Origin of the sequence: Pontimicrobium sp. SW4 (genome assembly GCF_039954625.1) — a bacterium.
In the GTDB taxonomy this organism is placed as follows: Bacteria; Bacteroidota; Bacteroidia; order Flavobacteriales; family Flavobacteriaceae; genus Pontimicrobium.
Map to the genome: position 1 here is coordinate 2,436,585 of NZ_CP157199.1, position 25,042 is coordinate 2,461,626.

A 25,042-nucleotide genomic window follows, 5' to 3' on the forward strand; every position below is an offset into this window, starting at 1 on the left:
TTAAAAGATTCCCACTTTCGTGGGAATTTCGAGCAATTCAATTTACTATAACAAATTGAATTGCTCGAAATGATGATTTAAATGTTTCCTATCTAATAAATACCATTCATATCTATTCATTTCTCCAAAGACAGTATTCTTTAATACCGCATCGGGATTTTCTTTAAAGAAATCGAGATATTCTTGTCTGCTTTCAAGCATTTTTAATTTAGCCTCTACTAAATCTTTATGCTTTAATTCATTTATTTTAGATTCTTCCGCTAGAGGGAACATATGTTCTCTTGGCATTTTATGATAATTATAAAGTGAATTGTGCACTTTATCTAGTATTTTTTCAGGTGTATTTATTTCAAAATTTTGATTTTGACCAGACGCAATTTTGTACGTATATTCAAGGTGTTCTAGCATATGTTGAGGAGACATGGTTCCCCATTTTGGTTTGGATTCTGCTGATAATTTCGCCAAGCATTCTAGGATTATTTCATTAGTCATCTCTACAAAAACATCTTGTTTCTTCTGAACCATTGTTAATACAGTTGCCACAGCTACTAGTTCATCATGAGCATCAAAAACCTCAGCAAACCACTTTACAATACCGCTTGGATGTTCAGCACCATTCACATCTCTGTCAATTTTCTGTTTACACGTTAATCGCACATAAATAGTGTCATTATGATAAAGTGGTCTAAGGAATCTACATTCTTCCAATCCATAATTGGCAGACACAGGACCTTTATTTGGATAAACAAACAATCCAGCTGCCGCTGCTAGAATGAAATAGCCATGAGCAGTTCGTTTTTCAAAAATACTTCCATCTAACGATGTAATATCTGTATGAGCATAAAAGTGATCCCAAGTAAGATTTGAGAAATTTATTATATCTGAATCTGTTAACGTACGCTTATGAGTTTTCATTGACATTCCAGGTTGAATGTCTTCCCAATGATATTTAAAAGGATGTTGTTCTGCTTCTTTATAAGCACCTCCTGGCTGATAAATACCTGTGATTTCAGTTAAGGTTGTAGGACTTCCTTGAATTGCCGTTCGTTGTAAGTAGTGTTTGACACCTCGCATTCCGCCCATTTCTTCACCACCTCCAGCTCGACCAGGACCACCATGAACTAAAGTTGGTAAAGGTGAACCATGACCTGTGCTTTCTTTTGCGTTTTCTCTGTTCAACACTAAAATACGTCCATGATGACTTGCTGCATTGACAACATAATCTTTGGCAATGCTATCGTTATTCGTAATGATTGAAGATACCAAAGAGCCTTTCCCCATTTGAGATAAAGTAACAGCTTCTTCTAGCGTTTTATAAGGCATTATGGTACTTACTGGACCAAAGGCTTCACGTTCGTGAACCGCTAAATTATCAAATGGATGGTCTTCTCTTAAAAGAATAGGACTGATAAACGCTCCTTTTTTAGCATCTGCTCCAATGGTTTCAATCTTATCAAGGTTTCCATAGACGATTTTAGCCTTTTTGGCAATATCAGAAACACTATTTCGCACTTCCTCAACTTGTTCTTTGCTAATCAGAGAACCCATTCTAACTTCTTTGAGCCTTGGATCACCAATAGTAATTTTATCTAACTCTTTTCCTAAAGCAATCTGTACATCTTCAACCAAGTTCTCAGGAACAATGATACGACGAATCGCAGTACATTTTTGTCCTGCTTTTACTGTCATTTCTTTTCTAACTTCTTTAATAAAAATATCAAATTCTGGTGTTCCAGGAACGGCATCTTCACCCAAAATAGACGCATTTAAAGAATCGGCTTCCATGGTAAAAGGCACAGCCTCTTGAATGATTCTAGGATGCGCTTTTAATAATCTTCCTGTTGCCGCTGAGCCAGTAAACGTAACTACATCTTGAGATTCTACTGTATCTAAAATGGTTTTAACTGTTCCGTTGATGATTTGTAAAGCACCTTCAGGTAAAATGCCTGAATTGATTATTTCTCGTGCCACAGCTTCTGCTAAATATGATGATGAAGGAGCAGGTAATACGACTGCAGGAACTCCAGCCATCCAGTTCACTGCGCATTTTTCTAGCATTCCCCAAACTGGGAAATTGAATGCGTTAATATGGACTGCTACTCCTTTCTTAGGCACCATAATGTGATGTGCCATAAAGCGGCCTCCACGAGACAAATCGATTGGATCACCTTCAACATGATACGATTGATTTGGGAATAATTTTCGCAATGATGCATTGGCAAACAAATTACCAAAACCACCTTCAATATCAATCCAACTATCCACTTTGGTTGCTCCTGTTCTATAACTTAACTCGTAAAATGCATCTTTCTTTTTGGTAAGATATAATGCTAATTTTTTTAGCATATTACCTCGCTCTTGAAAGGTCATTTTACGCAATGTTTCTCCTTTATCTCTTCCATATTGTAAAGCATCAGAAACATTTAGGCCATTAACAGCTGAATTAGCGATGAGTTCTCCTGTAATTGCATCGAATACCGGAATCCCTTTATCTGTTCCCTCTAACCATTGTCCTGTAATGTAATGTTGTATTTTTTTCATAATGTTATGCCATTATTCTTAATATTCTTCCATTTATTTTTCCTTCGACACACTTTACATAACCATCTACAATTTTATGCATTGGCACAGGCGTATTACCAGGAAAATAGTCTTTATACTTCTCGAATGAATCTTCAACTAAATCAGAGCAAACTACATTGACTCTAATGTTATATAATTCCAAAACAACTGCTTTTACAAAACTATGAATGGCTCCATTAACCATTGCTGCACTTGTGGTCATATCAACTGGATCATCTGCTAAAATTCCTGTTGATAATGTTATAGAACCTCCATGATTTAAATAGTCTTTCCCAATTCTCACCGCATTAACTTGTCCCATCAGTTTGCTTTTGATTCCAATGTAAAAATCATCTTCAGATAAATTCTCAAACTTGTCCCATTTGGCATCTCCAGCAATGGCTACGATAGCATCCACTTTTCCAACCACCTCAAACATTGATTTTATAGATTCTGAATCTGAAAAATTCACTTTTACGTCACCAGAGTTTCGTCCAGCCACAAGTACTTCGTGTTTTTCTGAAAATCTTTCGATGACTTTTTTTCCAATGGTTCCGTTTCCTCCAATGATTAGTATTTTCATCTTAAACGCGTTCAATTATTGCTGCATATCCTTGACCTACGCCAATACACATGGTTATTAAGGCATAACGTTTTTGCTGTTCATGAAGCTCTAAAGCCGCCGAATAGGCAATTCTCGTTCCAGTGACACCAAGAGGATGACCTATTGCGATGGATCCTCCATTTGGATTTAATCTTGGATCATCATCTACTAAACCCCAAGCTCTTGTGCAAGCTAAAGCTTGAGCCGCAAACGCTTCGTTCAATTCGATAATATCCATATCACTCATGGTTAAGCCAGCTTTTGCCAAGGCTTTATTTGAGGCCTCTACTGGACCAATTCCCATGATTCTAGGTTCTACACCAACCACAGCAGAACTTACAATTCGGGCTAATGGTTTTAGATTATATTTTTTTACAGCATCTTCTGATGCAATGATTGTTGCTGCTGCTCCATCATTTAAGCCTGATGAATTACCAGCTGTGACACTTCCTCCTTCTGCTTTAAAAGCACCTCTTAATTTTGCTAAAACGTCTAAACTAGTATTAGGCTTAACAAACTCATCCTTTGAAAATAGGATTGGATCTTTTTTACGTTGTGGAATTTCAACCGTTACAATTTCTTTAGCCAATCGACCATTTTCTTGAGCTTTCGAAGCTTTCATTTGGCTCCAATAGGCAAACTTGTCTTGATCTTCTCGAGAGATGTTGTATTTCTCCACCAAATTTTCAGCAGTATTTCCCATGCCATCTGTTCCATACATTTTTTGCATTTTTGGATTGATGAATCGCCATCCAAAACTGGAATCATACATTTTTGAATCAGTTCCAAATCCTGTTGATGGTTTCGCGATGACGTATGGTCCACGCGTCATATTCTCTACTCCTCCTGCTATAAACACATCGCCATCACCAGATTTAATTGCACGATTGGCATTAATGATTGTTGATAGTCCAGAGCTACATAAACGATTTACAGTTTCTCCAGGAACAGAATATGGTAATCCTGCCAATAAAGACGCCATTCTCGCTACGTTACGATTATCTTCTCCAGCTTGATTGGCGCAACCTAAAATAACATCGTCATAGGCTTCCTTTGGGATGTTTGGATTTCGTTTTACAATTTCTTCAATGACCAAAGCTGCTAAATCGTCTGTTCGGACTGCTGATAATGTGCCTTGATAACTTCCTATAGGAGTACGAACTCCAGCTATGATGTATGCTTCTTTCATTTGGTATCTTCTATTTTCATTAATGGTCAAATGTAATCTTCGATTTCATTATTCTTCCCAATCTTTTTGAGTGCGATACACGACACCTTTAAAAAGTGCTACTAGTTCATCTCCTCGTTTGACTTCAATCACATTGAAGCCTAATTTATTATTCACTTTTTCTATCACTGATTCGGCAACTAAATAATCGCCTTCGTTTAATGCTTCGATATGATTAATACTTGTTTCAATAGACACAGCATATTTACCATGGGTATTTGCAGCAAAGCCGAAAGCTGTATCTGCTAAGGTATAACTGATGCCTCCATGTGCATAATTCATACTATTGAGCATTTCTTTTCTAATGGTCATGGCAACTTTACAGCGACCTAATTCACATTCTACGATCTTAATTCCCATCCATTGACTGAAAGCGTCTTGAGATAACATTTTATATGGAATAGCTTCGCCGTTCATTAAAAGAATGTTTTGTTTTCTTTATTCATTTTTCGTAATAATGGACTGCAACGATATCTGTCCTCGTGATATTCGTTATATAATTCATCCATTTTCGTCACACACCAATCTATTCCTTTTTCATCAGCCCAAGCTAATAGTCCTTTTGGGTAATTAACGCCTTTGGTCATGGCATTGTCAATATCTTCAGCTGAAGCAATATTTAAAAACAAGGCTTCTGCTGCTTCGTTGATGAGCATGATTAAAACACGATTAAAAACATTCTTAGCTAACTCTTTATCTTCTTTTGGATTCGGTTTGGATATACCTTCCGAATAATCGTAATATCCTTTACCAGATTTTCGACCTAAATAGCCTGCTTCTGCAAAACGTTTTTGAGTGAAGGCTGGTTTATATCTTGGATCAAAATAAAATGCAGTAAATACAGTTTCGGTTACTGTGTAATTGATATCATTACCAATAAAATCCATTAATTCAAATGGTCCCATCCTGAATCCACCTAAAGTTTTCAAACTCCAATCAATGGTGGCAAAATCAGCAATCCCTTCTTCATAAATTCTTAAGGATTCTCCGTAAAAAGGTCTTGCCACACGATTAACAATAAAACCTGGAGTATCTTTTGCGACTGCAACTGTTTTTTTCCAATCTTTAATAATTTGAACTGATTTATCTAATGTTACTTTTGATGTTTGAATTGCAGGAATGACTTCAACTAACTCCATTAAAGGTGCAGGATTGAAAAAGTGTATACCAATGCAGCGATCAGGCTTTTGTAAAGAAGCTGCAATAGAAGCAATTGACAAACTTGAAGTGTTAGAAGCAATGATACAATCGTCAGACACATAACCTTCTAATTCCAAAAAAACTTGTTTCTTAATCTCTAAATTTTCAACAATAGCCTCGATAGTTAAGTCGGCATCAGATAAGTTATTTAAGCTGTTGACATACTCAATATTACTTTGAATTCTATTCTTCTCTTTTTCATCTATGCGTCCTTTTTCAATAAGCCGATTCAGTATTTTATCTAAAGCCGTTTTAGCTTTATCTAATGCTGTAGTGTTTGTGTCGTACAATTTCACTTTACAACCAGAAGTTGCAGCAACTTGTGCAATGCCGCTTCCCATTGTTCCAGAACCAATAATTCCTACGTTCATATTTTTGATTTAAAATGGTAGATTGGTTACATCTACATTTCCGCCAGAAATAATAATTCCGACATCTTTATTTTTAAACTGCTCTTTTTCTTTTAAAAGTGCGGCAAATGCAACTGCACTTGAAGGTTCAATAATGATTTTCATTCGTTCCCAAACTAATTTCATAGCATGAATGATTTCATCTTCTTCTACCAAAATAATGCGCTCTACATCATTCATAATAATCGGGAAATTCCGATCTCCTAAAAATGTTCGTAAACCGTCAGCAATGGTATTTACTTTTTCATTGTATTCAATTTTACCTGATTGCTTTGAACGAAATGCGTCATCTGCATTCTTTGGCTCTCCACCAATTACTTTACATTTATTCGAAAAATATTTAGCCGCTAGAGCTGTTCCAGCTATGAGTCCACCTCCACCAACAGGAGTAAATATATAATCGAGTTGTGGTTCTTCTTCTAATAATTCAATGGCTGCTGTTCCTTGACCATGAATCACATCATCATCATTTGAAGGATGAATAAAGGTTGCGCCTGTTTCTAGCTTAACCTTTTCTGCCAATTGCTCGCGAGCAATTGGTGTAGATTCGCTTTCAATGATATGCCCTTTGTAACCTTTTACAGCATTCTTCTTTACTTGTGGTGCATTTTCTGGCATCACAATGTATGCTTCAATACCAATTTTATTTGCTGCTAAAGAAAGTGCTTGGGCGAAATTACCTGAGGAATGAGTAACAACGCCTTTATTTCTGTCTTCTTCAGACAAATTTAAAATAGCATTTGCTGCTCCACGCATTTTGAATGCTCCCATTTTTTGAAAATTCTCACATTTAAAATACACCTTACATCCTGCAATCTCATTTATTAATTGTGAGGATAACACAGGTGTTTTGTGAATGTAAGGTTTCACACGATTGTGGACTTGTATGAGGAATTCTTTATTCACTACTTGCCTTTAAAATTAGGTTGTCTTTTTTCAATAAATGCTGCAACACCTTCAGCATAATCTTCACTTTGCGCTGCTTCAATTTGAAGTTTTGATTCTAATGCCAATTGGTCTTCTAAGGTATTCGTCATCGATTTGTTGAACAATTCCTTTATCAAACCAAGCGCTTTAGTTGGCATATTAGCCAATTTTGATGCTAGTTGATTCACATCGTTTTCAAAGTTTTCAAAAGGGATTACCTTATAAATCATTCCTATTTTCTCAGCGTCTTCTGCAGAAATTTTATCTCCTAACATGGCTAAAGCTTGAGCTTTTTGAAAACCTATTAATCGAGGTAAAAAGTATGTTCCTGCACTATCAGGAATCAAACCTATTAAACTAAAAGCTTGAATAAAACTCACCTTTTCATGTGCCACAACAACGTCGCAAGCCAAAGCTATGTTAGCTCCTGCTCCTGCTGCTACACCATTGATGGCTCCAATAATTGGTTTTTTAATAGAACGGATTCTAGTGATTATAGGATTGTAATGTTCTTCCAGAATTTTTTTAAAACCTGGGTTTAATTCTGGAGATGTTACTTCTTTTAGATCTTGTCCTGCACAAAATGCTTTTCCATTTCCAGTTAATACGATTGCTCTAACTTCATTGTTGGATTCACAATCATCAAGAATCTTTTGTAAACTTAATGCCATTTCGCGATTAAAGCTATTAAACACTTCTGGTCTGTTGAGTGTTATAAAAGCGATTTTATTTTCAATTTTTAAAAGAATTGAATTGCTCATACCTTATTTCATTTTCTTTTATATGTTCTCGATACAAAATTCTTTTTTTGAAGAATTTCACTCGAACTGACATACAGTTTCTAATCTTAACTCTTGATGAGATTCTGAAACAATACTTCGGCTACGATCAGTGTGACAATTCAGAATGACAACAAGTTGTCTATTTAAGACATTTAAAATAATCAAAAGGCTCTTGACAGTCTTCACATTGAAATAATGCTTTACAGGCTGTTGAACCAAATTGACTTACCAATTTTGTGTTTTGTGAACCACAATTGGTACACTTTACTATTCTTTTATTTCCTAATAATGCTTCTTTATCGGCATCGGCTTCCAAAGGTGGTGCAATACCATATTTTTCAAGTGCGTCTCTACCTTCTTCTGAAATCCAGTCGGTTGTCCAAGCTGGGGTTAATATCAAGTCTATATTTACTTTGTAACCAGCTTTTTTAAACGCAGCTGTTATATCATCTGCAATTACATCCATAGCGGGACAGCCACTATACGTTGGTGTTATTTTTATCAAAACTAAATCATCAACAAGCTTTGCATAACGAACCACTCCCATATCTAAAATAGTTAACACAGGTATTTCTGGATCAGAGACTTTATCTAGAATAGGAATTAATTCTGTATCAATATCAGCATGCTCAATCATTGGTTTATTCATTTATTTACCAAGACATGTTTGGATATGCTCTTTGCATATATTGTAATTCGGTTAAAATATATCCCATGTGTTCTGTATGCACACCCTGTTTTCCTCCTTTTTGAAAATATTTTAAGTCAGGAACTACTAAAGTAGCTTCATTCAACACTTCAGATATATGCTTATAATATTGCTCTTTAAGTTTAGATGTGTCAACTCCAACACCTTCATTAATCATTTCTTTATCTGCTTCTGTTTGATGGAACAATTCATCTGTATATGTCCAAAGGTCATTTATAGCATTTTGAATTCGTTTAAGACTTTCTTCTGTTCCATCTCCAAGACGCTTTATCCAATCAGAAGAAAAGCGTACATGATACGACGCTTCTTTTATGGATTTTTTAGCAATTGCTGCTAATGTTTCATCCTTACTGTTTTGTAGCTCAGTCAAGAACATATAATGATAGACATCAAACAAAAACTGACGTGCTATAACATATCCAAAATCTGTATTAGGTTGTTCTACTAATAATACACTAACATACTCTCGTTCTGGGCGCATCATTGCAATGGTATCTTCATCGCGATTATCTCCAGCAACTTTTGCAGCATATTGATAGTAGCTTCTAACTTGCCCAAATAAATCCAAAGAAATATTAGTCAAAGCGATATCTGTTTCCAATGAAGGTCCATGACCACATAACTCACCTAGACGCTGACCAAGTATTAAAGAGTTGTCCGCAATGCCTAATAAGTAATTATATAAATTAGTATTCATAATTTACATGTGTTTAATTTCGTCTGGTAAATCGTAAAATGTTGGGTGACGATATACTTTATCCTGAGCTGGCTCGAATAATTCGGCATTATGCTCAGGATTTGAAGCCGTTATATTTTTAGATTCAACTACCCAAATACTTACGCCTTCGTTTCTTCTTGTATAAACATCACGTGCATTTTCCAAAGCCATTTCAGCATCTGCAGCATGAAGACTTCCAAAATGTCGATGTTCTAATCCGTTTTTACTTCTTACGAAGACTTCCCAAAGAGGCCATTCTTTTTTCATAATTTATAGTATTGAGATTTGAGATTTTAGCATTGAGGAAAAACTTCTGATTTCTCACTTCTAATATCTCATTACTTTTAAACTGCTTTATTTAATTTTTTTTCTTGTTGTTTTTCAGCGTGAGCTAAAGCGGCATCACGAACCCACTCACCATTTTCCCATGCAGATACTCTTGCTTTCATTCGTTCTTTATTACATGGACCATACCCTTTTACTACTTGCCAAAATTCGTCCCAATCAATCTCACCAAAATCGTATCCTCCTTTTTCTTCATTCCATTTTAACTCTGGGTCTGGAATAGTTAATCCTATTAACTCAGCTTGTGGCACAGTTTGGTCAATAAACTGTTGGCGTAGCTCATCATTAGTTTTACGCTTCAATTTCCACTTCATGGATTGCTCAGTATTTGGAGAATCAGCATCAGCTGGACCAAACATCATTAATGATGGCCACCAAAATCTATTTAACGCATCTTGAGCCATTGCCTTTTGTTCTGGTGTACCTTGAGCCAATTTTAAAGTGATTTCGTAACCCTGACGTTGATGAAAGCTCTCTTCTTTACAAATACGAACCATAGCTCTTGCATAAGGACCAAAAGACGTTCCACAAAGTGCTACTTGATTTATAATTGCTGCGCCATCAACCAACCATCCAATAGCTCCAATATCTGCCCAAGTTAATGCTGGATAGTTAAAAATACTTGAGTATTTGGCTTTTCCTGTATGTAATTGTTCAAATAGTTCATCTCTAGTAATACCAAGGGTTTCAGTTGCACTATAAAGGTATAAACCATGACCACCTTCATCTTGAACTTTAGCTAACAAAGCTACTTTACGACGTAATGAAGGTGCTCTTGATATCCAATTTCCTTCTGGCAACATTCCAACAATTTCGGAATGTGCGTGTTGAGACATCTGCCTAATATGTGTTTTACGATACTTTTCAGGCATCCAATCTTTAGGTTCAATTTTTTCGTCACGTGCTATACGTGCTTCAAATTCTTCCTCTAAACTTTTAATTTGTGCTTCGCTCATAATTTATACATCAAAATCTACGACTACTTTTTCTGTTACAGGCACTGCTTGACAACTTAATACAAAGTTTTGTGCCACTTCTTTTTCTTCTAGGGCATAATTCACTTTCATTTTTACTTCACCTTCCAACACTTTGCATTTGCACGTACTACACACGCCTCCTTTACAAGCAAATGGTAAATCTGCTCCTGCGGAGAGTGCTCCATCTAAAATATTATCAAAATCGTCATCCATTACAAAATGGAATTCTTTTCCTCCATCAATGATTGTAACTTTAGTCCCATCTGCTTTTTCATCAAGAACCTCAGCAATGTGTTTATTTTCTTCTTCTGAACTTCCTGAAAAGAATAGTTCATAATGAATTTTTCCTTTATCCAGTCCAGCTGCTTGTAATTCGTCTCTAATCAAGAAAATCATATCTTGAGGTCCACAGATAAATGCATGATTGGTATCTGGAATATCAATAAACGTTTTTGTTAAAACTGCTAATTTTTCTTTATCAAAACGACCATTTAAAAATGGAATATCGCGCTTTTCTTTAGTCAAAAAGTAAAATACTTGAAAGCGTCCAAAAAACTGATTTTTAAGCTGCTCCAACTCTTCCTTAAAGATAATTGATTTTACCATTCGATTCAAGTAGAATAACTTGAAAGTACTTTTAGGCTCTAATAATAGATGAGTCCTTATAATAGATAGCATTGGTGTAATACCACTTCCTGCTGCAAATGCTACGTAATTATTGGATGCTTGCTTATTTACCTCAACATAAAATTCGCCATGTGGTGGCATTACTTGAAGCTCATCTCCTTTTTTTAATTCGTTAAAAGCGTAATTAGAGAATACACCATTACGAATGGTTTTAACTGCAACTTTCCATTCATTATCTATTGGACTTGTGCACAACGAATAATTACGACGAATATCTTCTCCGTTAATTTCTTTACGAAGTGTTAAGTGTTGACCTTGTTTAAATTTAAATGTTGCTTTTAAATCTTCAGGGATATCAAAAGTAATAACTACTGTATCTTTTGTTTCCTTATATAAATCTGCAACTTTTATATTATAAAAATCTACCATATTGTGATAAAATATTAAACTAACACTTGTTAGTTTTAAAAACAAATTTACAAAAAAAATTAAAACTATTTGTTAATTCCGTTAATGAGTACTAAACTTAATTCGGTTGTAAACTTCTTTGTATCTAAATCTTCTTTTTTTGGCAACCATATATAAAGTGATCGTAAAGTAGATAACATTGAAAACACCATAACTTCAGAGTTTCCATCAATAAGCTCAGTTTCTTCTATGCCTTTCTCAATAATGCTTCTAAAATCATTTTCATAGTTTTTTCGGAGTTTTAAGTAATACTCTAACTTACTTTCTAAGTGCATCCAATCATTATTTAAAGATGCCATCCCAAATTGGTTATTTGAAGTTATACTAACATGCAAAGCCACAATCTGTTTTAATTTATCAATGCTATTATCATCAGAGGTTTTGATAATTTTCATTTGCTCGGTAAACTGTTCTGCTAAAGAAATAATTATCTCTGAAAGTATTTCTTGTTTCGATTTGATATGATTGTACAAGCTTGCAGCTTTAATTCCCATTGCCTTAGCAATATCGCGCATTGTTACCGCACTAAATCCTTTTTTTTGAAACAGTATAGCTGATGTTTGAATTATTTCGTCTTTACGTGTTTTCTGTTTCATAAGTACAATATAGATAATCAATATTAATTGTAAAAATTAAGTGAGATAGACTTTGAGATTTAAATGAATAAATATATAGTTTTGTACTAAGGTCAGTAAAACACAAAATCGCATGACAAATACCATTGAATCTAACCCTTTAATTGACAGGCTACCTCCTCACCTTAAACAATTTATCAAACCCCAAGATTACGAAAGCTACTCACCAATAAACCAAGCTGTTTGGCGCTATGTAATGCGAAAAAATATTTCGTATTTGGGTGATTTTGCTCATGAATCATATAAGAGAGGGTTAAAAGAAACTGGAATTTCAATAGATAACATACCAAGTATGTATGGTATGAATCGTATATTAAAAAATATAGGATGGGCTGCGGTTGCGGTTGATGGTTTTATACCTCCAAATGCTTTTATGGAATTTCAGGCTTATAAAGTTCTTGTTATCGCTTCAGATATTCGACAACTTGAAAATATTGAGTATACACCAGCTCCAGATATAATACATGAGGCCGCTGGTCATGCCCCAATTATTGCCAATCCAGATTATGCTGAATACCTTCGTAGGTTTGGCGAAATTGGAGCTAAAGCAATTTTATCGGCTCATGATAATGAAATGTATGAAGCTGTTAGAGCTTTATCAATTATTAAAGAAGCTCCACATTCAACAAAAAAAGAGATTAAATTAGCCGAAGATTTAGTAAACCAACTACAAAATAAAAAAGTGCCACTTTCTGAAATGGCAAAAATTAGAAACCTTCATTGGTGGACTGTTGAGTACGGATTAATAGGCACAGTTGAAACTCCAAAAATTTATGGTGCTGGCTTATTATCATCAATCGGAGAAAGTAAATGGTGTATGACTAGTGCAGTTAAGAAAATTCCATACTCTATTGAGGCTTCTGAACAAGAATTCGACATAACAAAACCACAACCACAGTTATATGTTACTCCAGATTTTGCCTACTTAATGCAGGTACTAGAAGAATTTACAGAAACCATGGCACTCAGAAAAGGAGGTTTTAGAGGCTTACAAAAACTAATCGATTCTCAGAAAATTGGTACTATAGAACTAAATACAGGTTTGCAAATATCTGGCGTTTTTTCAAAAATGATAACAGATGAAGATAACAATGTCGTATTCTTTAAAACTGAAGGACCAACTGCTCTGGCTTACAGAGAAAAAGAATTAATTGGTCATGGCACTGAAATTCATAGTCAAGGTTTTAGCTCTCCTTTAGGAAAACTTAAAGGTATCAATTTAGCTATTGAAAACATGAGTCCAAGAGATTTAAAAGCTTATAATTTTTATGATGGCAAACGTATTGCCTTTGAATATGAAAGTGGAATTATAGTTGAAGGACTCAACATTACTGGAATAAGGAATATTAATGGAAAACTTATATTAATTCAGTTTAACGATTGTACTGTAATGTATAAAAGAGAACTACTATTTAAACCTGAGTATGGTACTTTTGACCTAGTTGTAGGTTCTGAAATCATTTCTGCATTTGCAGGAAGTGCCGATTATAGTTCTTTTAACAATTTATATCATGTTTCTGAAACCAAAACGGAACATTTGGTAAAAGACACCAAAGCATTAAAATTAGAGCAATTATACCATGACGTTCGACAACTAAGAAATAATACTAACCCAGAATTAGATTCTTTAGAAATTGAACGCATTTTTAGCAAACTAACAAATGATTACCCTACAGATTGGCTGTTAATGCTAGAATTGTTTGAACTCATTCAAAATAGTACTCTAACGATACAAAAAGAACGGATACTCGAGCACTTATATCAACTTATAAAACAGCACCCTAAAAAAGCTCACCTCATTGAAGGTGGTTTATCGTTATTAAATGTAAATAAAGTTAAAAATAGTAAGCTTTAATTCCATTTATCTATACATATTATTATTACGGTACTCTAACCTTTCCTTTTGTTATAGAATGCCAAAGTTTGTAGTAACTTAGTTTTTCTATGTTTCGTATCTCAAGAGTTAACTATTTAAATGATAGATACTAAAAACTGTAACACAAGTTACATCTTAATCGTTTAATATTTCTGTTATTTGCAAAAACATTATTTATGGGATTTTTTGATTTTTTATTTAAAAACAAGAGAAAGATGGTAGAAGAGTTTATGATGAAAGAGGCAATAGTACTAGATGTACGCACGAAAGCAGAATATTCAATAGGCGCAATTCCAGGTTCTAAGAATATTCCATTACAAATATTGAGCAGTAATATTTCTGATATTAAAAAACTAAACAAGCCTATTATTACTTGTTGCGCTAGTGGTATGAGATCAGGAACTGCAGCAAGCATCTTGAAAAAAAATGGTATTGAAGCGATAAATGGTGGTGGCTGGCAAAGCTTAAATCAGCTTTTGTAATATTGATTAGAAGTGAACTCTTATATACTATATTAAACAAAAAAGAAGCATTAGATCTTTTCGTAAACGAACGTCAACTAATGCTTCAAATATTTGATTAATAGCAATGTAAATGTAACTTTAATAGTACAACCTAGTTGTGTTTTTCGACTACTTTCATAGAATATTAGATGAACGGAAATAATATGCTCATTTATTCGATTAAAACACAAAATGACGAAAAAACTTGACGAATATTTTCAAATTTAAGAATTTGAAATTGCTAATTCTATAAAAAAAAGAAACGCTACGTCTCTTTGTAAACAAAGATTGGTAGCGCTTCATATATTGATTAATAGCATTGTAAATGTAACTTTAAAAATAGAACTATGATGGGTTTTTCGACTAGTGTAATATTAAACTAGACCAACTGAAAACTTCTGTAATTTTGTTCGATTAAGTCAACTTGTTTAATTCTAAAGTCAAAAAAAACAAGGCATAAAAAAAAGCATCAGTAATCTTCTGAACAAACAGAACATTATACCTGACGCCTTTTAAAAATTGATTAATAGCAATTCGAAGATATGCTATTTTTGGGTTCAAAAATTTTTTTTTCGATAAGAAGTCGTTAAAAAAGATAAAGAGACTTGGATGAATTTTACATAAATAAACATCTCGTTTTATTTATTTTTAAAAAGCAACTTAACCATCTCAATCTATGAGATTTAGTATTATTTAAATAAAATATGGGGATGCCTTTGTTGAAGGAGTTCTTTTTTTTCTTCTAAGCCAGATAGAAATATTTGATACGCTTCAGAATTTGGATTAAATGGTTTATGACTCATCCCTTTTTGAATAACAATAACATCTTCTATCGTTTTAGAGGCTTCTTTTGAAATCCAAACTTCCTGAAACTTCTCCCAAATATAGTTGATAGCTGTTTGATTTGGATGAATCATGTCTTCGGTATAAAAACGATAATCACGTAACTCATCCATCATAATTTCGTAGGATGGAAAATAATTAATCTTATTTCTAGGTTCTACAACTTGATGAATTGCTGAAACTAAATGTGATTTACTTCGCGAATTTTCAATAAAACCATCTTTTAAATGACGGACAGGCGATACTGTAAATAAAATTGAAACCGTATTATTAACACTTTTAATTAATGCTATTATTGATTGTAAGGATTCCGTGATTTTATCAATAGAAATAAGCTCTTTTAAAAACTGTTTTTGAGGAACTTTATGGCAATTACCTACAATTGTATCTGTTTCAACAAATCTATAAACCCAAGATGTTCCTAATGTAATGATAATGTGTGTTGATTCGTAGATTAGTTGATTTGTTAATTTGATTTTTTTACTTAAATCGTTTAACAAGTCTTCTTTTGAAGCATTACTTAACTTAGAGTGCGCATCATAACAATGCCATTGTTCATTGTGAAAAAAAATATCATCTTCAGTATATTCTTTTTTATTTATAGCATTGGTAATTAGCTTTTCAATTGCCAAAGGTTGAAATAAAATACCGAATGGATTTTGAAGATTCTGAAACTTAAAATAGTCTAATTTGTTACCAATATTCTCTACAAAACACGAACCTAATAACAATATACTAGAGTTATAATCTATTTGATTATGTTGCTGTGGTTCTAGTGGTATTGTTGTTTGTAGTTTCATAGTGGATTCCGCATCAAGTGCGGAATGACAAGTTACTGAATGTATTTTTTTGCTTCAGCTAAAGCCTCATTAATCCCCTTTGGTTTTTTACCACCTGCAGTTGCAAAGAAAGGCTGTCCTCCACCTCCGCCTTGAATATATTTACCTAATTCTCTAACTACTTGACCAGCATTTAGGTTTCTCTCAGTAACTAACTCTTTGGATACATAGCAAGTCAGTAAAGCTTTTCCATCATTTTCAGAACCAAATAGCAAGAATAGATTATTAAACTCACTTCCTAATTCAAAACATAAATCTTTCATACCAGAGGCATCCAAGTCTAATTGTTTTGCTAAAAATTGAACGCCGTTAATTTCTTGCAATTCCCCTTTTAACTCTCCTTTAATATTCTTAGCCTTATCTTTTAATAAGCTTTCTATTTGCTTTTTTAAATCGGTGTTTTCGTCTTTTAAATCGGAGACAGCTTTCACGGGGTCTTTAGCGTTATTAAGTAAATCTCTAATTTCAAAATACGCTCTATTCGTATCAAAATAAAAATCTTTAACAGCATCATTAGTGATAGCTTCTATTCGTCTAACTCCTGATGCGATAGCGCTTTCTGAGCGAATTTTAAAATGCCAAATGTCTCCTGTATTTTTTACGTGAGTTCCTCCGCATAATTCCATAGATTGTCCAAAACGAATGGTTCTAACTGTATCTCCGTATTTTTCACCAAACAACGCCATTGCTCCATCTGCAATTGCTTGCTCCATTGGTACATTTCTATTTTCTTCTAAAGGTAATTTTTCGTTAATTCGAGCATTTACAAAATTTTCAACATCTCGCAATTGTTCAGTAGTCAATTTGGAAAAATGTGAAAAATCAAATCGTAAATACTTAGAATGTACCGCACTTCCTTTTTGCTCAACATGGTCACCTAGAACTTCTCTTAAAGCTTGATGCAATAAATGTGTTGCTGTATGATTAGCCTCAGTTCTTTGACGCTGTTTCGCATCTACTACTGCTTTGAAAGTTTCTAATAAATAATCTGGTAAGTTTTTAGTAAAATGAATGATGACATTGTTTTCTTTCTTTGTGTCTAAAATATAAACCACATCGCCATGTGTATCTTCCAAATAGCCTTTATCTCCTACTTGACCACCACCTTCTGCATAAAAAGGTGTTAAATTGAATACCAATTGATACATTTCACCATCTTTTTTAGAGGTTACTTTTCGGTATCTTGTGATTTTCACATTTGCTTCTAAAGCATCATAACCTATAAACTCTTGTTCAGCATCATCAACTAGAACTGTCCAATCGTCTGTTGACATTTCGCTTGCAGCTCGTGATCTGTTTTTTTGTTTTTGAAGTTGCTCATTAAAGCCTTCTTCATCTAATTTCAATCCTTTTTCAGAAAGAATTAAAGCTGTTAAATCTATTGGAAAACCATAGGTATCATATAACTCAAAAGCCTTTTCTCCAGAAACAGTATTTCCTTTAGTTTCCTTAACAATGCCATTTAATAATACTAAACCTTGATCGAGTGTTCTTAAAAAAGAAGCTTCTTCTTCTTTAATTACGTTTTCAATTAATTGTTTTTGAGATTTTAATTCAGGAAATGCTTTTCCCATTTTTTTACTCAACACATCAACCAATCTATAAATAAAAGGCTCTTTTTTATCTAAAAAAGTGAAACCATAGCGTACAGCTCTACGTAAAATACGTCGTATTACATAACCTGCACCAGTGTTGCTTGGTAATTGCCCATCAGCAATAGAAAATGCAACTGCACGAACATGGTCCGAAATTACACGAATTGCTATATCTACCTCATTATTTTTTCCATAATCCTTGTCAGTTATAGTTTCAATCTCGCGAATTATTGGTGTAAACACATCTGTATCATAATTAGATTTTACATCCTGTAATACCATACATAAACGCTCAAATCCCATTCCTGTATCAATATGTTTATTAGGCAATACTTCAAGTGAACCATTTGCTTTTCGATTGTATTGCATAAAGACTAGATTCCAAATCTCAACCACTTGAGGATGGTCCATATTTACCAAAGATTTTCCATCAATCTTTGCTTTTTCTTCATCCGAACGAATATCTACATGTATTTCACTACAAGGTCCACAAGGTCCTTGATCTCCCATTTCCCAGAAATTATCTTTCTTATTTCCTTTCAAAATGCGATCTTCAGATATGTATTGTTTCCAAATATCGTAAGCTTCAGTATCCATTTTTAAATTATCCGCATCATCACTTCCTTCAAAAACAGTCACATATAAAACATCTTTATCTATACCATAAACCTCAGTCAATAATTCCCAAGACCAAGCAATAGCTTCATTTTTAAAATAATCACCAAAACTCCAGTTACCAAGCATTTCAAACAATGTATGATGGTATGTGTCATAACCAACTTCTTCTAAATCATTATGTTTTCCAGAAACACGTAGACACTTTTGAGAATCAGCAATTCGATTGTTTTTTGGCTGCGCATTTCCTAAAAAGTATTCTTTAAAAGGCGCCATTCCCGAATTAACAAACATAAGCGTAGGATCATTTTTAACAACCATTGGTGCAGATGCTACAATGCTGTGTTTTTTGCTTTCAAAAAAATCCAAAAATTTCTGTCGTACGTCTTGAGACTTCATATATAGTTGTTAATAACCTGTTTGATGTAAATTGCTCTAAATGTGAAACAATTTATATATTTGTTCTTCGTTCTATTAATCCTGCAAAAATAGAATATTTTAAGATATGTCTAAAGTAAAATATTATTACGATTCAGAAACACTTTCATACAGGAAAGTAGTACGTAGAAAAAGAACTACTGCTAAGTATATTTTTATGTTCTTATTAGGATCTGCCTTGTTTGGTTTTATGTTTGTATTTATCGCTAGTCAGTATTTTGAATCTCCAAAAGAGAAAGCTTTAGCAAGAGAATTGCAAAACATGCAATTTCAATATGAATTGTTAGACAAAAAAATGGATGAAGCTGAGTCAGTTTTAGCAAACGTCGAAGAACGAGACAATGCTATTTATAGGCTCTATTTTGAAGCAAATCCAATACCAAATGAACAAAGACGTCAAGGTTTTGGAGGAATTAATCGATACAAACAATTTGAGGGTTATGATAATTCAAAACTAATTATTGATGCTAATCGACGTATTGATATTATTCAAAAACAAATTGTGGTACAATCTAAATCATTAGATGAAATTGCTGTATTAGCAGAGGATAAAGAAAAGTTTTTAGCAACTATTCCAGCTATTCAACCTGTAAACAACGAAGAACTAACACGTATGGCTTCTGGTTATGGTTATAGAACTGATCCTTTTACCAAGGTTAGAAAATTTCATTATGGTATGGATTTTACTGCACCCAGAGGCACACCAATTTATGCTACTGGAGATGGTGTTGTAAAACGTGCTGATTCAGGAGCAACAGGATATGGTAAACATATACGTATAGACCATGGTTATGGTTATGTTAGTTTGTATGCGCATCTTTATAAGTATAACGTAAAGAAAAATCAAAAGGTAAAACGAGGTGATCTTATTGGTTTTGTTGGTAGTACTGGAAGGTCAGAAGCACCTCATTTACATTATGAAATATTTAAAGATGGTGTAAGAATTAATCCAATAAATTTCTACTATGGAAATTTATCTGCAAAAGAATTTAGTGAGCTTTTAGCAAAAGCATCCTTAGAAAACCAATCCCTAGACTAATGTATGTAGAACTCCCAGAAAAACGGTATTACGGAATTGGTGAAGTTGCCAAAGCATTTGATGTAAATACATCATTAATCCGTTTTTGGGAAAAAGAGTTCGATATTCTTAAGCCTAAAAAGAATGCTAAAGGGAATCGTAAATTCACTCCTGAGGATATAAAAAACCTTAAGTTCATTTACCATCTTGTAAAAGAACGTGGATTTACTTTAGAAGGTGCAAAAACCCACTTAAAAGAAGAAAAAAAACAGTCTTTAGATAACTTTGAGATTATCAATAAGTTGGAAGCTGTAAAAAATCAGTTAATCAAATTAAAAAATAATTTGTAGCTTTTTTAATGTCTCATCATTCTAAAACTCCCTCTTCCACGACCACTTTGATTAGCTTGTGGCCCTAAACTGTTAAATTTCCAGCTAAAACTTAGCATAAAGTAACGTTGCAGTACAGTACTTTGCGAATCTTGTATGTAATTAGCGGTTGCAATTCTTCTAGCATTTGTATTTTGATTTAATAAATCGTAAGCTTTTATGGTAATTGCTCCTTGGTCTTTTAAAACTGAATACGCCAATGTTGAGTTCCATGACCATGCGCTTTTTTGAAAACCTGATGCAATTTGAGGGTTGTAATTAAAGCTTATATCATTACGCCATTCAACCTTTTTAGGAACCGTCGTTGTTGTTCGAATCCCAACTGTATGACTAGCAAATTCTTGATTTTTAAAATTCGTTAAGTCAAATCTATTTCTAGTAAATGATATGTTATAACTAGGGCTTAATTCCATAATATCTTTCCAAGTAAAAGTAAGTCCTAAACTTGGAGATAAAGAAGTGTTATTTGATGCATATTTCTCACCATTATTAAAGTTAATATTTTTATTAACTCCAGTTGATAAACCTACTCTATATTTAACCGTTTTTAAAGTGTCTATTTTAATCGTTTTACTATAACTAACACTTCCATTTACATTGTATGCTCCATCAACATTTGCGTAAGTTGTATTTCTAACAAAATTCTCATCAATAGTAGTATTTGTAACTACTTGATTATTTCTAAAATTAGTGCTAAAATGACCAAAAAAGCCTGTTCCTTTTTGAAAATCAAATGCATTATAATATAAATACAAATTGTGATTATTACTTGGTTCAAGGTTTGGATTTCCAGTAACGGTATTTAATGGATCTGATACATCTTGAAAAGGCTGCAATTGCGATAAATCTGGTGAATTATTACTTAATCTATACCCAAAATTAACTGAAGATTTAGTGCTAAATCTATATCTTAAATTTGAACGTATTTCTACAGCTTCAAAATCTTCCTCTAAACTTAAATTAGGTCTTAAAAAGTCTTTGTTTTGTAGGCTTCTAAATACATAACGCGTTTCAAAACTTGTAAATAATTTATCCTTTCGATAACTAAGCTTAACAGAAGGTGTATTTGTCTTATTAATATATTCAAAATCTGTACTCAAATCTGTATTAAAAGTTGTGTAATCTTGAGTTCCAGAATCAAAATCATAGGTACTTACTTCATTTTCGCGTTTACTGTTGTTCAAACTATATTTTAAGTCTAAATAAAGTTCTTTACCATTTATTGGCAATCTATAATTAAGGCTTGTTGAAAACCCTTTTGAGACTCTGTTACCATCTGTAAATTGATCTCTTATTATATCCTCTGGAGCAGTTCCGTAAATATTTGTCGTTGAGTTTAAATAATCGTCAGTTTCAGTAGAATTATAATCATTATTTAAACTAAATCTTAAAAAAGCGCCATTACTACCAAATCTCTTAGTTATATCTAACTCATTACTAAAGTCCTTCCCTATAGTTTCAACAAATGAAGAAGAACTCGATTCATTTGTTAAAACATCTCCCTCATCTCTTGATGCTTCACTACTAGAAAACTCCCTTTTACTATTAGTCGCATTGAAAGATGGTTCGATATCTATTCTAAATGTTGAATCTACTTCTATTTCAAACTCTAAATTTGCTCTGTGGCTATCGCTTTCTCTATAAGAATTTGAGCTGGAATTTGTGTAGTATCTTGAATCTGGAAGGATATTCTCCCTTTCAGTCGTACTCTCATTCTCTAAGTTACTTTTTGAATAAAAATAATCTGCTGACACATCTATCTTTTCTCCAATTTTATCGGCATAATTTGCACCATAATTTTGAGAAGTCGTAATACCTTGGCCTCCACCAAAACTACGTCCGCCAATGCTAAATGATTGCCCTCCTCCACTACTAGTAAAAGAAACACTTCCTCTTCCAAACATTTTAGTAATCTCCCCAAAACTAAATCCAGCAGAGTTTGTGTTATTGCCTCCAGCTAACACGCTTAAACGCTGATCATTATCAAAAACATTGAGCATTCCAGCAAATTCATATCTCTCATCTGTTCCAGCTCCTGCTGACAAGCGCCCAAAAACACCTTTATTTTTATCTTCTTTTATAGTAAGATTAATCGTTTTATTTTCTTTATCGCCTTCTTCTCCTGCAAATGCTTCTGCTTTAGTTTTTGTATCCGTAATTTGAACTTTACTAATAAGCTCTTTGGTTAAATTTCTAGTTGTAATTGTGGGGTCGTTACCAAAGAAAGGTTTTCCATTCACCAAAATTTTGTTTACTTCTTTACCATTAACTGAAATCTTACCTTCTTCATCAACTTCAACCCCTGGTAATTGCTTTAGTAGATCTTCTACATTAGCATCCCTCTTGGTTTTAAAAGAGGCCACATTAAACTCTAAGGTGTCTTTTTTTACAGTAATTGGTGCTCTTGAAGTTACAACCACTTCATCCAAAGCATTATCATCTGTCTGTAGTTTTATCGCGTCAAGATTTATAGTTTCTTTATCAAGTACAATTTTTTGCTTGTGTGTTCTATAACCTACATAAGAAATAAATAAGTTTAAGTCTTTATCGAATGATTTTCCTTCTAAAGTGAATTTCCCATCTTTATCACTTATAGTATAAGTAATTAGAGTACTATCCTTTATTCTTTCAAGATGAACAGTTGCCGATTCTAAGGGCGTACTTTCTGCTTCAGAAATAATTGTTCCAGAAATTTTAAATTCTTTAGATTGTGCGTTAGTAAATAGTGCACAAAAAATTGCAAGTACAAAAAGAAATTGTTTCATTAGTAAGGTTGGTAATTAATTTTACTAGGCGAAAGTATATTAATTATCGTGTGAATTTTCTTAAAGAAATGATAATTTTATCTTAAAAAACTATTTCTTTCTCATGTAGACACTTACTGGAACTCCATGAAAATCAAAATGTTCTCTTAACTTATTTTCTAGAAAACGCTTATAAGGTTCTTTTACATACTGAGGAAGGTTACAAAAAAACGCAAACTGCGGTTGCGGTGTAGGCAACTGCATAATGTACTTTATTTTTACAAATTTACCTTTATAGGCAGGTGGTGGATAATTCTCAATTATTGGCAACAATACATCATTCAATACACTTGTTTTAATACGCTTCGTTCTGTTTTTGTATACCTCAACAGCAGTTTCAATAGCTTTGAAAATTCGTTGCTTTGTTAATGCAGAAATAAACACAATTGGCACGTCTGTAAATGGCTCTATTTGTTGACGAATATACTTTTCAAAATCCTTAGTTGTTTTATTATCTTTTTCAACTAAATCCCATTTATTAACAAGTATCACTATCCCTTTTCTGTTACGTTCAGCTAGCCAAAATATATTTTGAACTTGACCATCAAAACCTCTAGTTGCATCACAAACTAACAAACAAACATCAGCATGCTCAATCGCTCTTACGCTTCGCATCACTGAATAGAACTCTAAGTTTTCCTTTACTTTAGCTTTTCTACGAATTCCTGCAGTATCAACAAGATTAAACTCAAAACCAAATCGATTATACCTTGTATCAATAGAGTCTCTTGTGGTTCCAGCAATATCTGTAACAATGTATCGATCTTCTCCTATCAACGCATTTATGAATGATGATTTTCCAGCATTTGGACGACCAACAACGGCAAATCGAGGAAGTTCATTTTCTTCAACTTCTTCTTGCTCTGGAAGAGCTTCAACTAAGGCATCCAGCAAATCTCCAGTTCCACTACCATTTATACTCGCTATAGTAAAATACTCTCCAAGGCCTAAAGAATAAAACTCAACAGCATCTTCAGCTCTTTTACCATTATCTACTTTATTAATGACTAAAAAAACAGGTTTATCAACTTTTCGTAGCAATTTAGCAACATCTTCGTCCATCCCAGTAACTCCAGACTCTACATCGACCATAAAGATAATAGCGTCTGCTTCATCAATCGCTAACTCAACTTGCTTGTCTATTTCAGCTTCAAAAACATCATCACTTCCTTTTACATAACCTCCAGTATCAATCAACGAAAATTCCTTTCCATTCCAGTCACTCTTCCCATAATGCCTATCTCTAGTCACTCCACTAACAGCATCAACAATTGCTTCTCGCCTTTGAATTAAACGATTAAAAAAAGTTGATTTCCCTACATTAGGACGTCCTACTATTGCAACAATATTTCCCATATCTTAAAATATTCTGCAAAGGTAGTGTTTCCTTATTGAAAAAAAACAGTAAATTCAGCAGATAATTTAATTAGAGATGTCTCTAAACAACGACATAGTATTACGCCCAAGGTTTAAAATTGAACTTAAAAAAAATAATCAAGAAGTTTTAAAGGTTTTTGAAGAAGCCAAAAAAACTCAAAAAGATTTTATTGTATCTAGAGTTGATGACCATGTATTTATAAAAATTCCTAAGGCTGACCAACATTTTTGGTCACCACAACTACACCTAGAAATCATTGAGATTGATAACAACTCTAGTCGCTTGTTTGGCTTATTTGGACCTAATCCAACCGTATGGACTATGTTCATGTTTTTTCACTTTATTGTTGCTGGTCTATTTATTGGCTTTGGAATTTGGGCATACACAAACTGGACTTTAAAAACCGATTTTGCCATTCAATTATTTGTCGCCATACTAATGATTGTTTTATGGGTTGCACTCTATTTTGGAGGCCGTTTAGGAAAAGCAACTGGAAGAGATCAAATGGTACTCCTGCATAATTTTATGAATAGTTTACTCTATAGCAAATAG

Annotated in this window: 22 protein-coding genes; 5 read left to right on the plus strand and 17 right to left on the minus strand. The window is 33.5% G+C overall.

The genetic code is table 11. The features are described from left to right. Nucleotides 1-45: 45 nt before the first annotated feature. The 13 genes from paaZ to ABGB03_RS11490 form a co-directional block, all read right to left on the minus strand. The gene (paaZ, locus tag ABGB03_RS11430) at nucleotides 46-2,541 is read right to left on the minus strand and encodes a phenylacetic acid degradation bifunctional protein PaaZ (protein WP_347922679.1); all 2,496 of its coding nucleotides are present in this window, start codon (nucleotides 2,539-2,541) and stop codon (nucleotides 46-48) included. A 4-nt stretch (nucleotides 2,542-2,545) separates the two neighbouring features. Next, on the minus strand, nucleotides 2,546-3,145 hold the full coding sequence (locus tag ABGB03_RS11435; RefSeq protein WP_347922681.1) for a short chain dehydrogenase: 600 nt from the start codon (nucleotides 3,143-3,145) through the stop codon (nucleotides 2,546-2,548). A 1-nt stretch (nucleotide 3,146) separates the two neighbouring features. Next, the gene (gene pcaF / locus ABGB03_RS11440; RefSeq protein WP_347922683.1) at nucleotides 3,147-4,355 is read right to left on the minus strand and encodes a 3-oxoadipyl-CoA thiolase; all 1,209 of its coding nucleotides are present in this window, start codon (nucleotides 4,353-4,355) and stop codon (nucleotides 3,147-3,149) included. Between the two features lie 48 nt (nucleotides 4,356-4,403). Further along, nucleotides 4,404-4,811, minus strand: coding sequence for a hotdog fold thioesterase (locus tag ABGB03_RS11445; RefSeq protein ID WP_347922685.1), 408 nt, complete (start codon nucleotides 4,809-4,811; stop codon nucleotides 4,404-4,406). After that, nucleotides 4,811-5,965 carry a 3-hydroxyacyl-CoA dehydrogenase NAD-binding domain-containing protein gene (locus tag ABGB03_RS11450; RefSeq protein WP_347922686.1) on the minus strand — a complete coding sequence of 385 codons (1,155 nt, stop codon included), beginning with the start codon at nucleotides 5,963-5,965 and terminating at the stop codon, nucleotides 4,811-4,813. The genes ABGB03_RS11445 and ABGB03_RS11450 overlap by 1 nt, the downstream gene beginning before the upstream one ends. A 9-nt stretch (nucleotides 5,966-5,974) precedes the next feature. Then, entirely contained in the window at nucleotides 5,975-6,910 is a 936-nt protein-coding gene (locus tag ABGB03_RS11455; RefSeq protein WP_347922688.1) for a pyridoxal-phosphate dependent enzyme, read from the minus strand. Then, the gene (locus tag ABGB03_RS11460; protein ID WP_347922690.1) at nucleotides 6,910-7,692 is read right to left on the minus strand and encodes an enoyl-CoA hydratase-related protein; all 783 of its coding nucleotides are present in this window, start codon (nucleotides 7,690-7,692) and stop codon (nucleotides 6,910-6,912) included. Before ABGB03_RS11460 ends, ABGB03_RS11455 begins: the two co-directional genes overlap by 1 nt. Nucleotides 7,693-7,852: 160 nt before the next feature. Next, nucleotides 7,853-8,362, minus strand: a complete 510-nt coding sequence (gene paaD / locus ABGB03_RS11465; protein ID WP_347922692.1) for a 1,2-phenylacetyl-CoA epoxidase subunit PaaD — start codon at nucleotides 8,360-8,362, stop codon at nucleotides 7,853-7,855. Nucleotides 8,363-8,366: 4 nt separating this feature from the next. Continuing rightward, the gene (gene paaC / locus ABGB03_RS11470) at nucleotides 8,367-9,119 is read right to left on the minus strand and encodes a 1,2-phenylacetyl-CoA epoxidase subunit PaaC (protein WP_347922693.1); all 753 of its coding nucleotides are present in this window, start codon (nucleotides 9,117-9,119) and stop codon (nucleotides 8,367-8,369) included. 3 nt (nucleotides 9,120-9,122) lie between these two features. After that, entirely contained in the window at nucleotides 9,123-9,407 is a 285-nt protein-coding gene (gene paaB, locus ABGB03_RS11475; RefSeq protein ID WP_136841305.1) for a 1,2-phenylacetyl-CoA epoxidase subunit PaaB, read from the minus strand. Between the two features lie 77 nt (nucleotides 9,408-9,484). Beyond that, on the minus strand, nucleotides 9,485-10,441 hold the full coding sequence (gene paaA, locus ABGB03_RS11480) for a 1,2-phenylacetyl-CoA epoxidase subunit PaaA (protein ID WP_347922695.1): 957 nt from the start codon (nucleotides 10,439-10,441) through the stop codon (nucleotides 9,485-9,487). Nucleotides 10,442-10,444: 3 nt separating this feature from the next. Then, nucleotides 10,445-11,518 (minus strand): 1,2-phenylacetyl-CoA epoxidase subunit PaaE, encoded by a 1,074-nt coding sequence (paaE, locus tag ABGB03_RS11485; RefSeq protein WP_347922697.1) that lies wholly within the window; start codon nucleotides 11,516-11,518, stop codon nucleotides 10,445-10,447. 65 nt (nucleotides 11,519-11,583) lie between these two features. Beyond that, a complete protein-coding gene (locus ABGB03_RS11490; protein WP_347922699.1) occupies nucleotides 11,584-12,153 on the minus strand; it encodes a TetR/AcrR family transcriptional regulator in 570 nt (189 codons plus the stop codon). Nucleotides 12,154-12,265: 112 nt separating this feature from the next. On the opposite strand from ABGB03_RS11490, the gene ABGB03_RS11495 reads away from it, so the two are divergent. Beyond that, the gene (locus tag ABGB03_RS11495; protein WP_347922701.1) at nucleotides 12,266-14,047 is read left to right on the plus strand and encodes an aromatic amino acid hydroxylase; all 1,782 of its coding nucleotides are present in this window, start codon (nucleotides 12,266-12,268) and stop codon (nucleotides 14,045-14,047) included. A 236-nt stretch (nucleotides 14,048-14,283) separates the two neighbouring features. Beyond that, nucleotides 14,284-14,550, plus strand: a complete 267-nt coding sequence (locus ABGB03_RS11500) for a rhodanese-like domain-containing protein (RefSeq protein ID WP_347922702.1) — start codon at nucleotides 14,284-14,286, stop codon at nucleotides 14,548-14,550. A gap of 710 nt (nucleotides 14,551-15,260) precedes the next feature. Here ABGB03_RS11500 and ABGB03_RS11505 read toward each other — a convergent pair. Both ABGB03_RS11505 and alaS read right to left on the minus strand, forming a co-directional pair. Beyond that, on the minus strand, nucleotides 15,261-16,214 hold the full coding sequence (locus ABGB03_RS11505; protein ID WP_347922704.1) for a GSCFA domain-containing protein: 954 nt from the start codon (nucleotides 16,212-16,214) through the stop codon (nucleotides 15,261-15,263). 32 nt (nucleotides 16,215-16,246) lie between these two features. Continuing rightward, complete coding sequence (gene alaS, locus ABGB03_RS11510; protein ID WP_347922706.1) at nucleotides 16,247-18,862, minus strand: alanine--tRNA ligase; 2,616 nt, start codon at nucleotides 18,860-18,862, stop codon at nucleotides 16,247-16,249. A gap of 106 nt (nucleotides 18,863-18,968) precedes the next feature. On the opposite strand from alaS, the gene ABGB03_RS11515 reads away from it, so the two are divergent. Together ABGB03_RS11515 and ABGB03_RS11520 are read left to right on the plus strand one after the other, a co-directional pair. Next, complete coding sequence (locus tag ABGB03_RS11515) at nucleotides 18,969-19,940, plus strand: M23 family metallopeptidase (protein WP_347922707.1); 972 nt, start codon at nucleotides 18,969-18,971, stop codon at nucleotides 19,938-19,940. After that, nucleotides 19,940-20,269, plus strand: a complete 330-nt coding sequence (locus ABGB03_RS11520) for a MerR family transcriptional regulator (RefSeq protein ID WP_347922708.1) — start codon at nucleotides 19,940-19,942, stop codon at nucleotides 20,267-20,269. The genes ABGB03_RS11515 and ABGB03_RS11520 overlap by 1 nt, the downstream gene beginning before the upstream one ends. Before the next feature lie 5 nt (nucleotides 20,270-20,274). On the opposite strand, the gene ABGB03_RS11525 is transcribed toward ABGB03_RS11520, so the two are convergent. Both ABGB03_RS11525 and der read right to left on the minus strand, forming a co-directional pair. Further along, a complete protein-coding gene (locus tag ABGB03_RS11525; RefSeq protein ID WP_347922709.1) occupies nucleotides 20,275-23,073 on the minus strand; it encodes an outer membrane beta-barrel protein in 2,799 nt (932 codons plus the stop codon). 90 nt (nucleotides 23,074-23,163) lie between these two features. Beyond that, nucleotides 23,164-24,468, minus strand: coding sequence for a ribosome biogenesis GTPase Der (gene der, locus ABGB03_RS11530; RefSeq protein ID WP_347922711.1), 1,305 nt, complete (start codon nucleotides 24,466-24,468; stop codon nucleotides 23,164-23,166). 76 nt (nucleotides 24,469-24,544) lie between these two features. Between der and ABGB03_RS11535 the strand changes: the two genes are divergently transcribed. Further along, the gene (locus tag ABGB03_RS11535; protein WP_347922713.1) at nucleotides 24,545-25,042 is read left to right on the plus strand and encodes a GTP-binding protein; all 498 of its coding nucleotides are present in this window, start codon (nucleotides 24,545-24,547) and stop codon (nucleotides 25,040-25,042) included.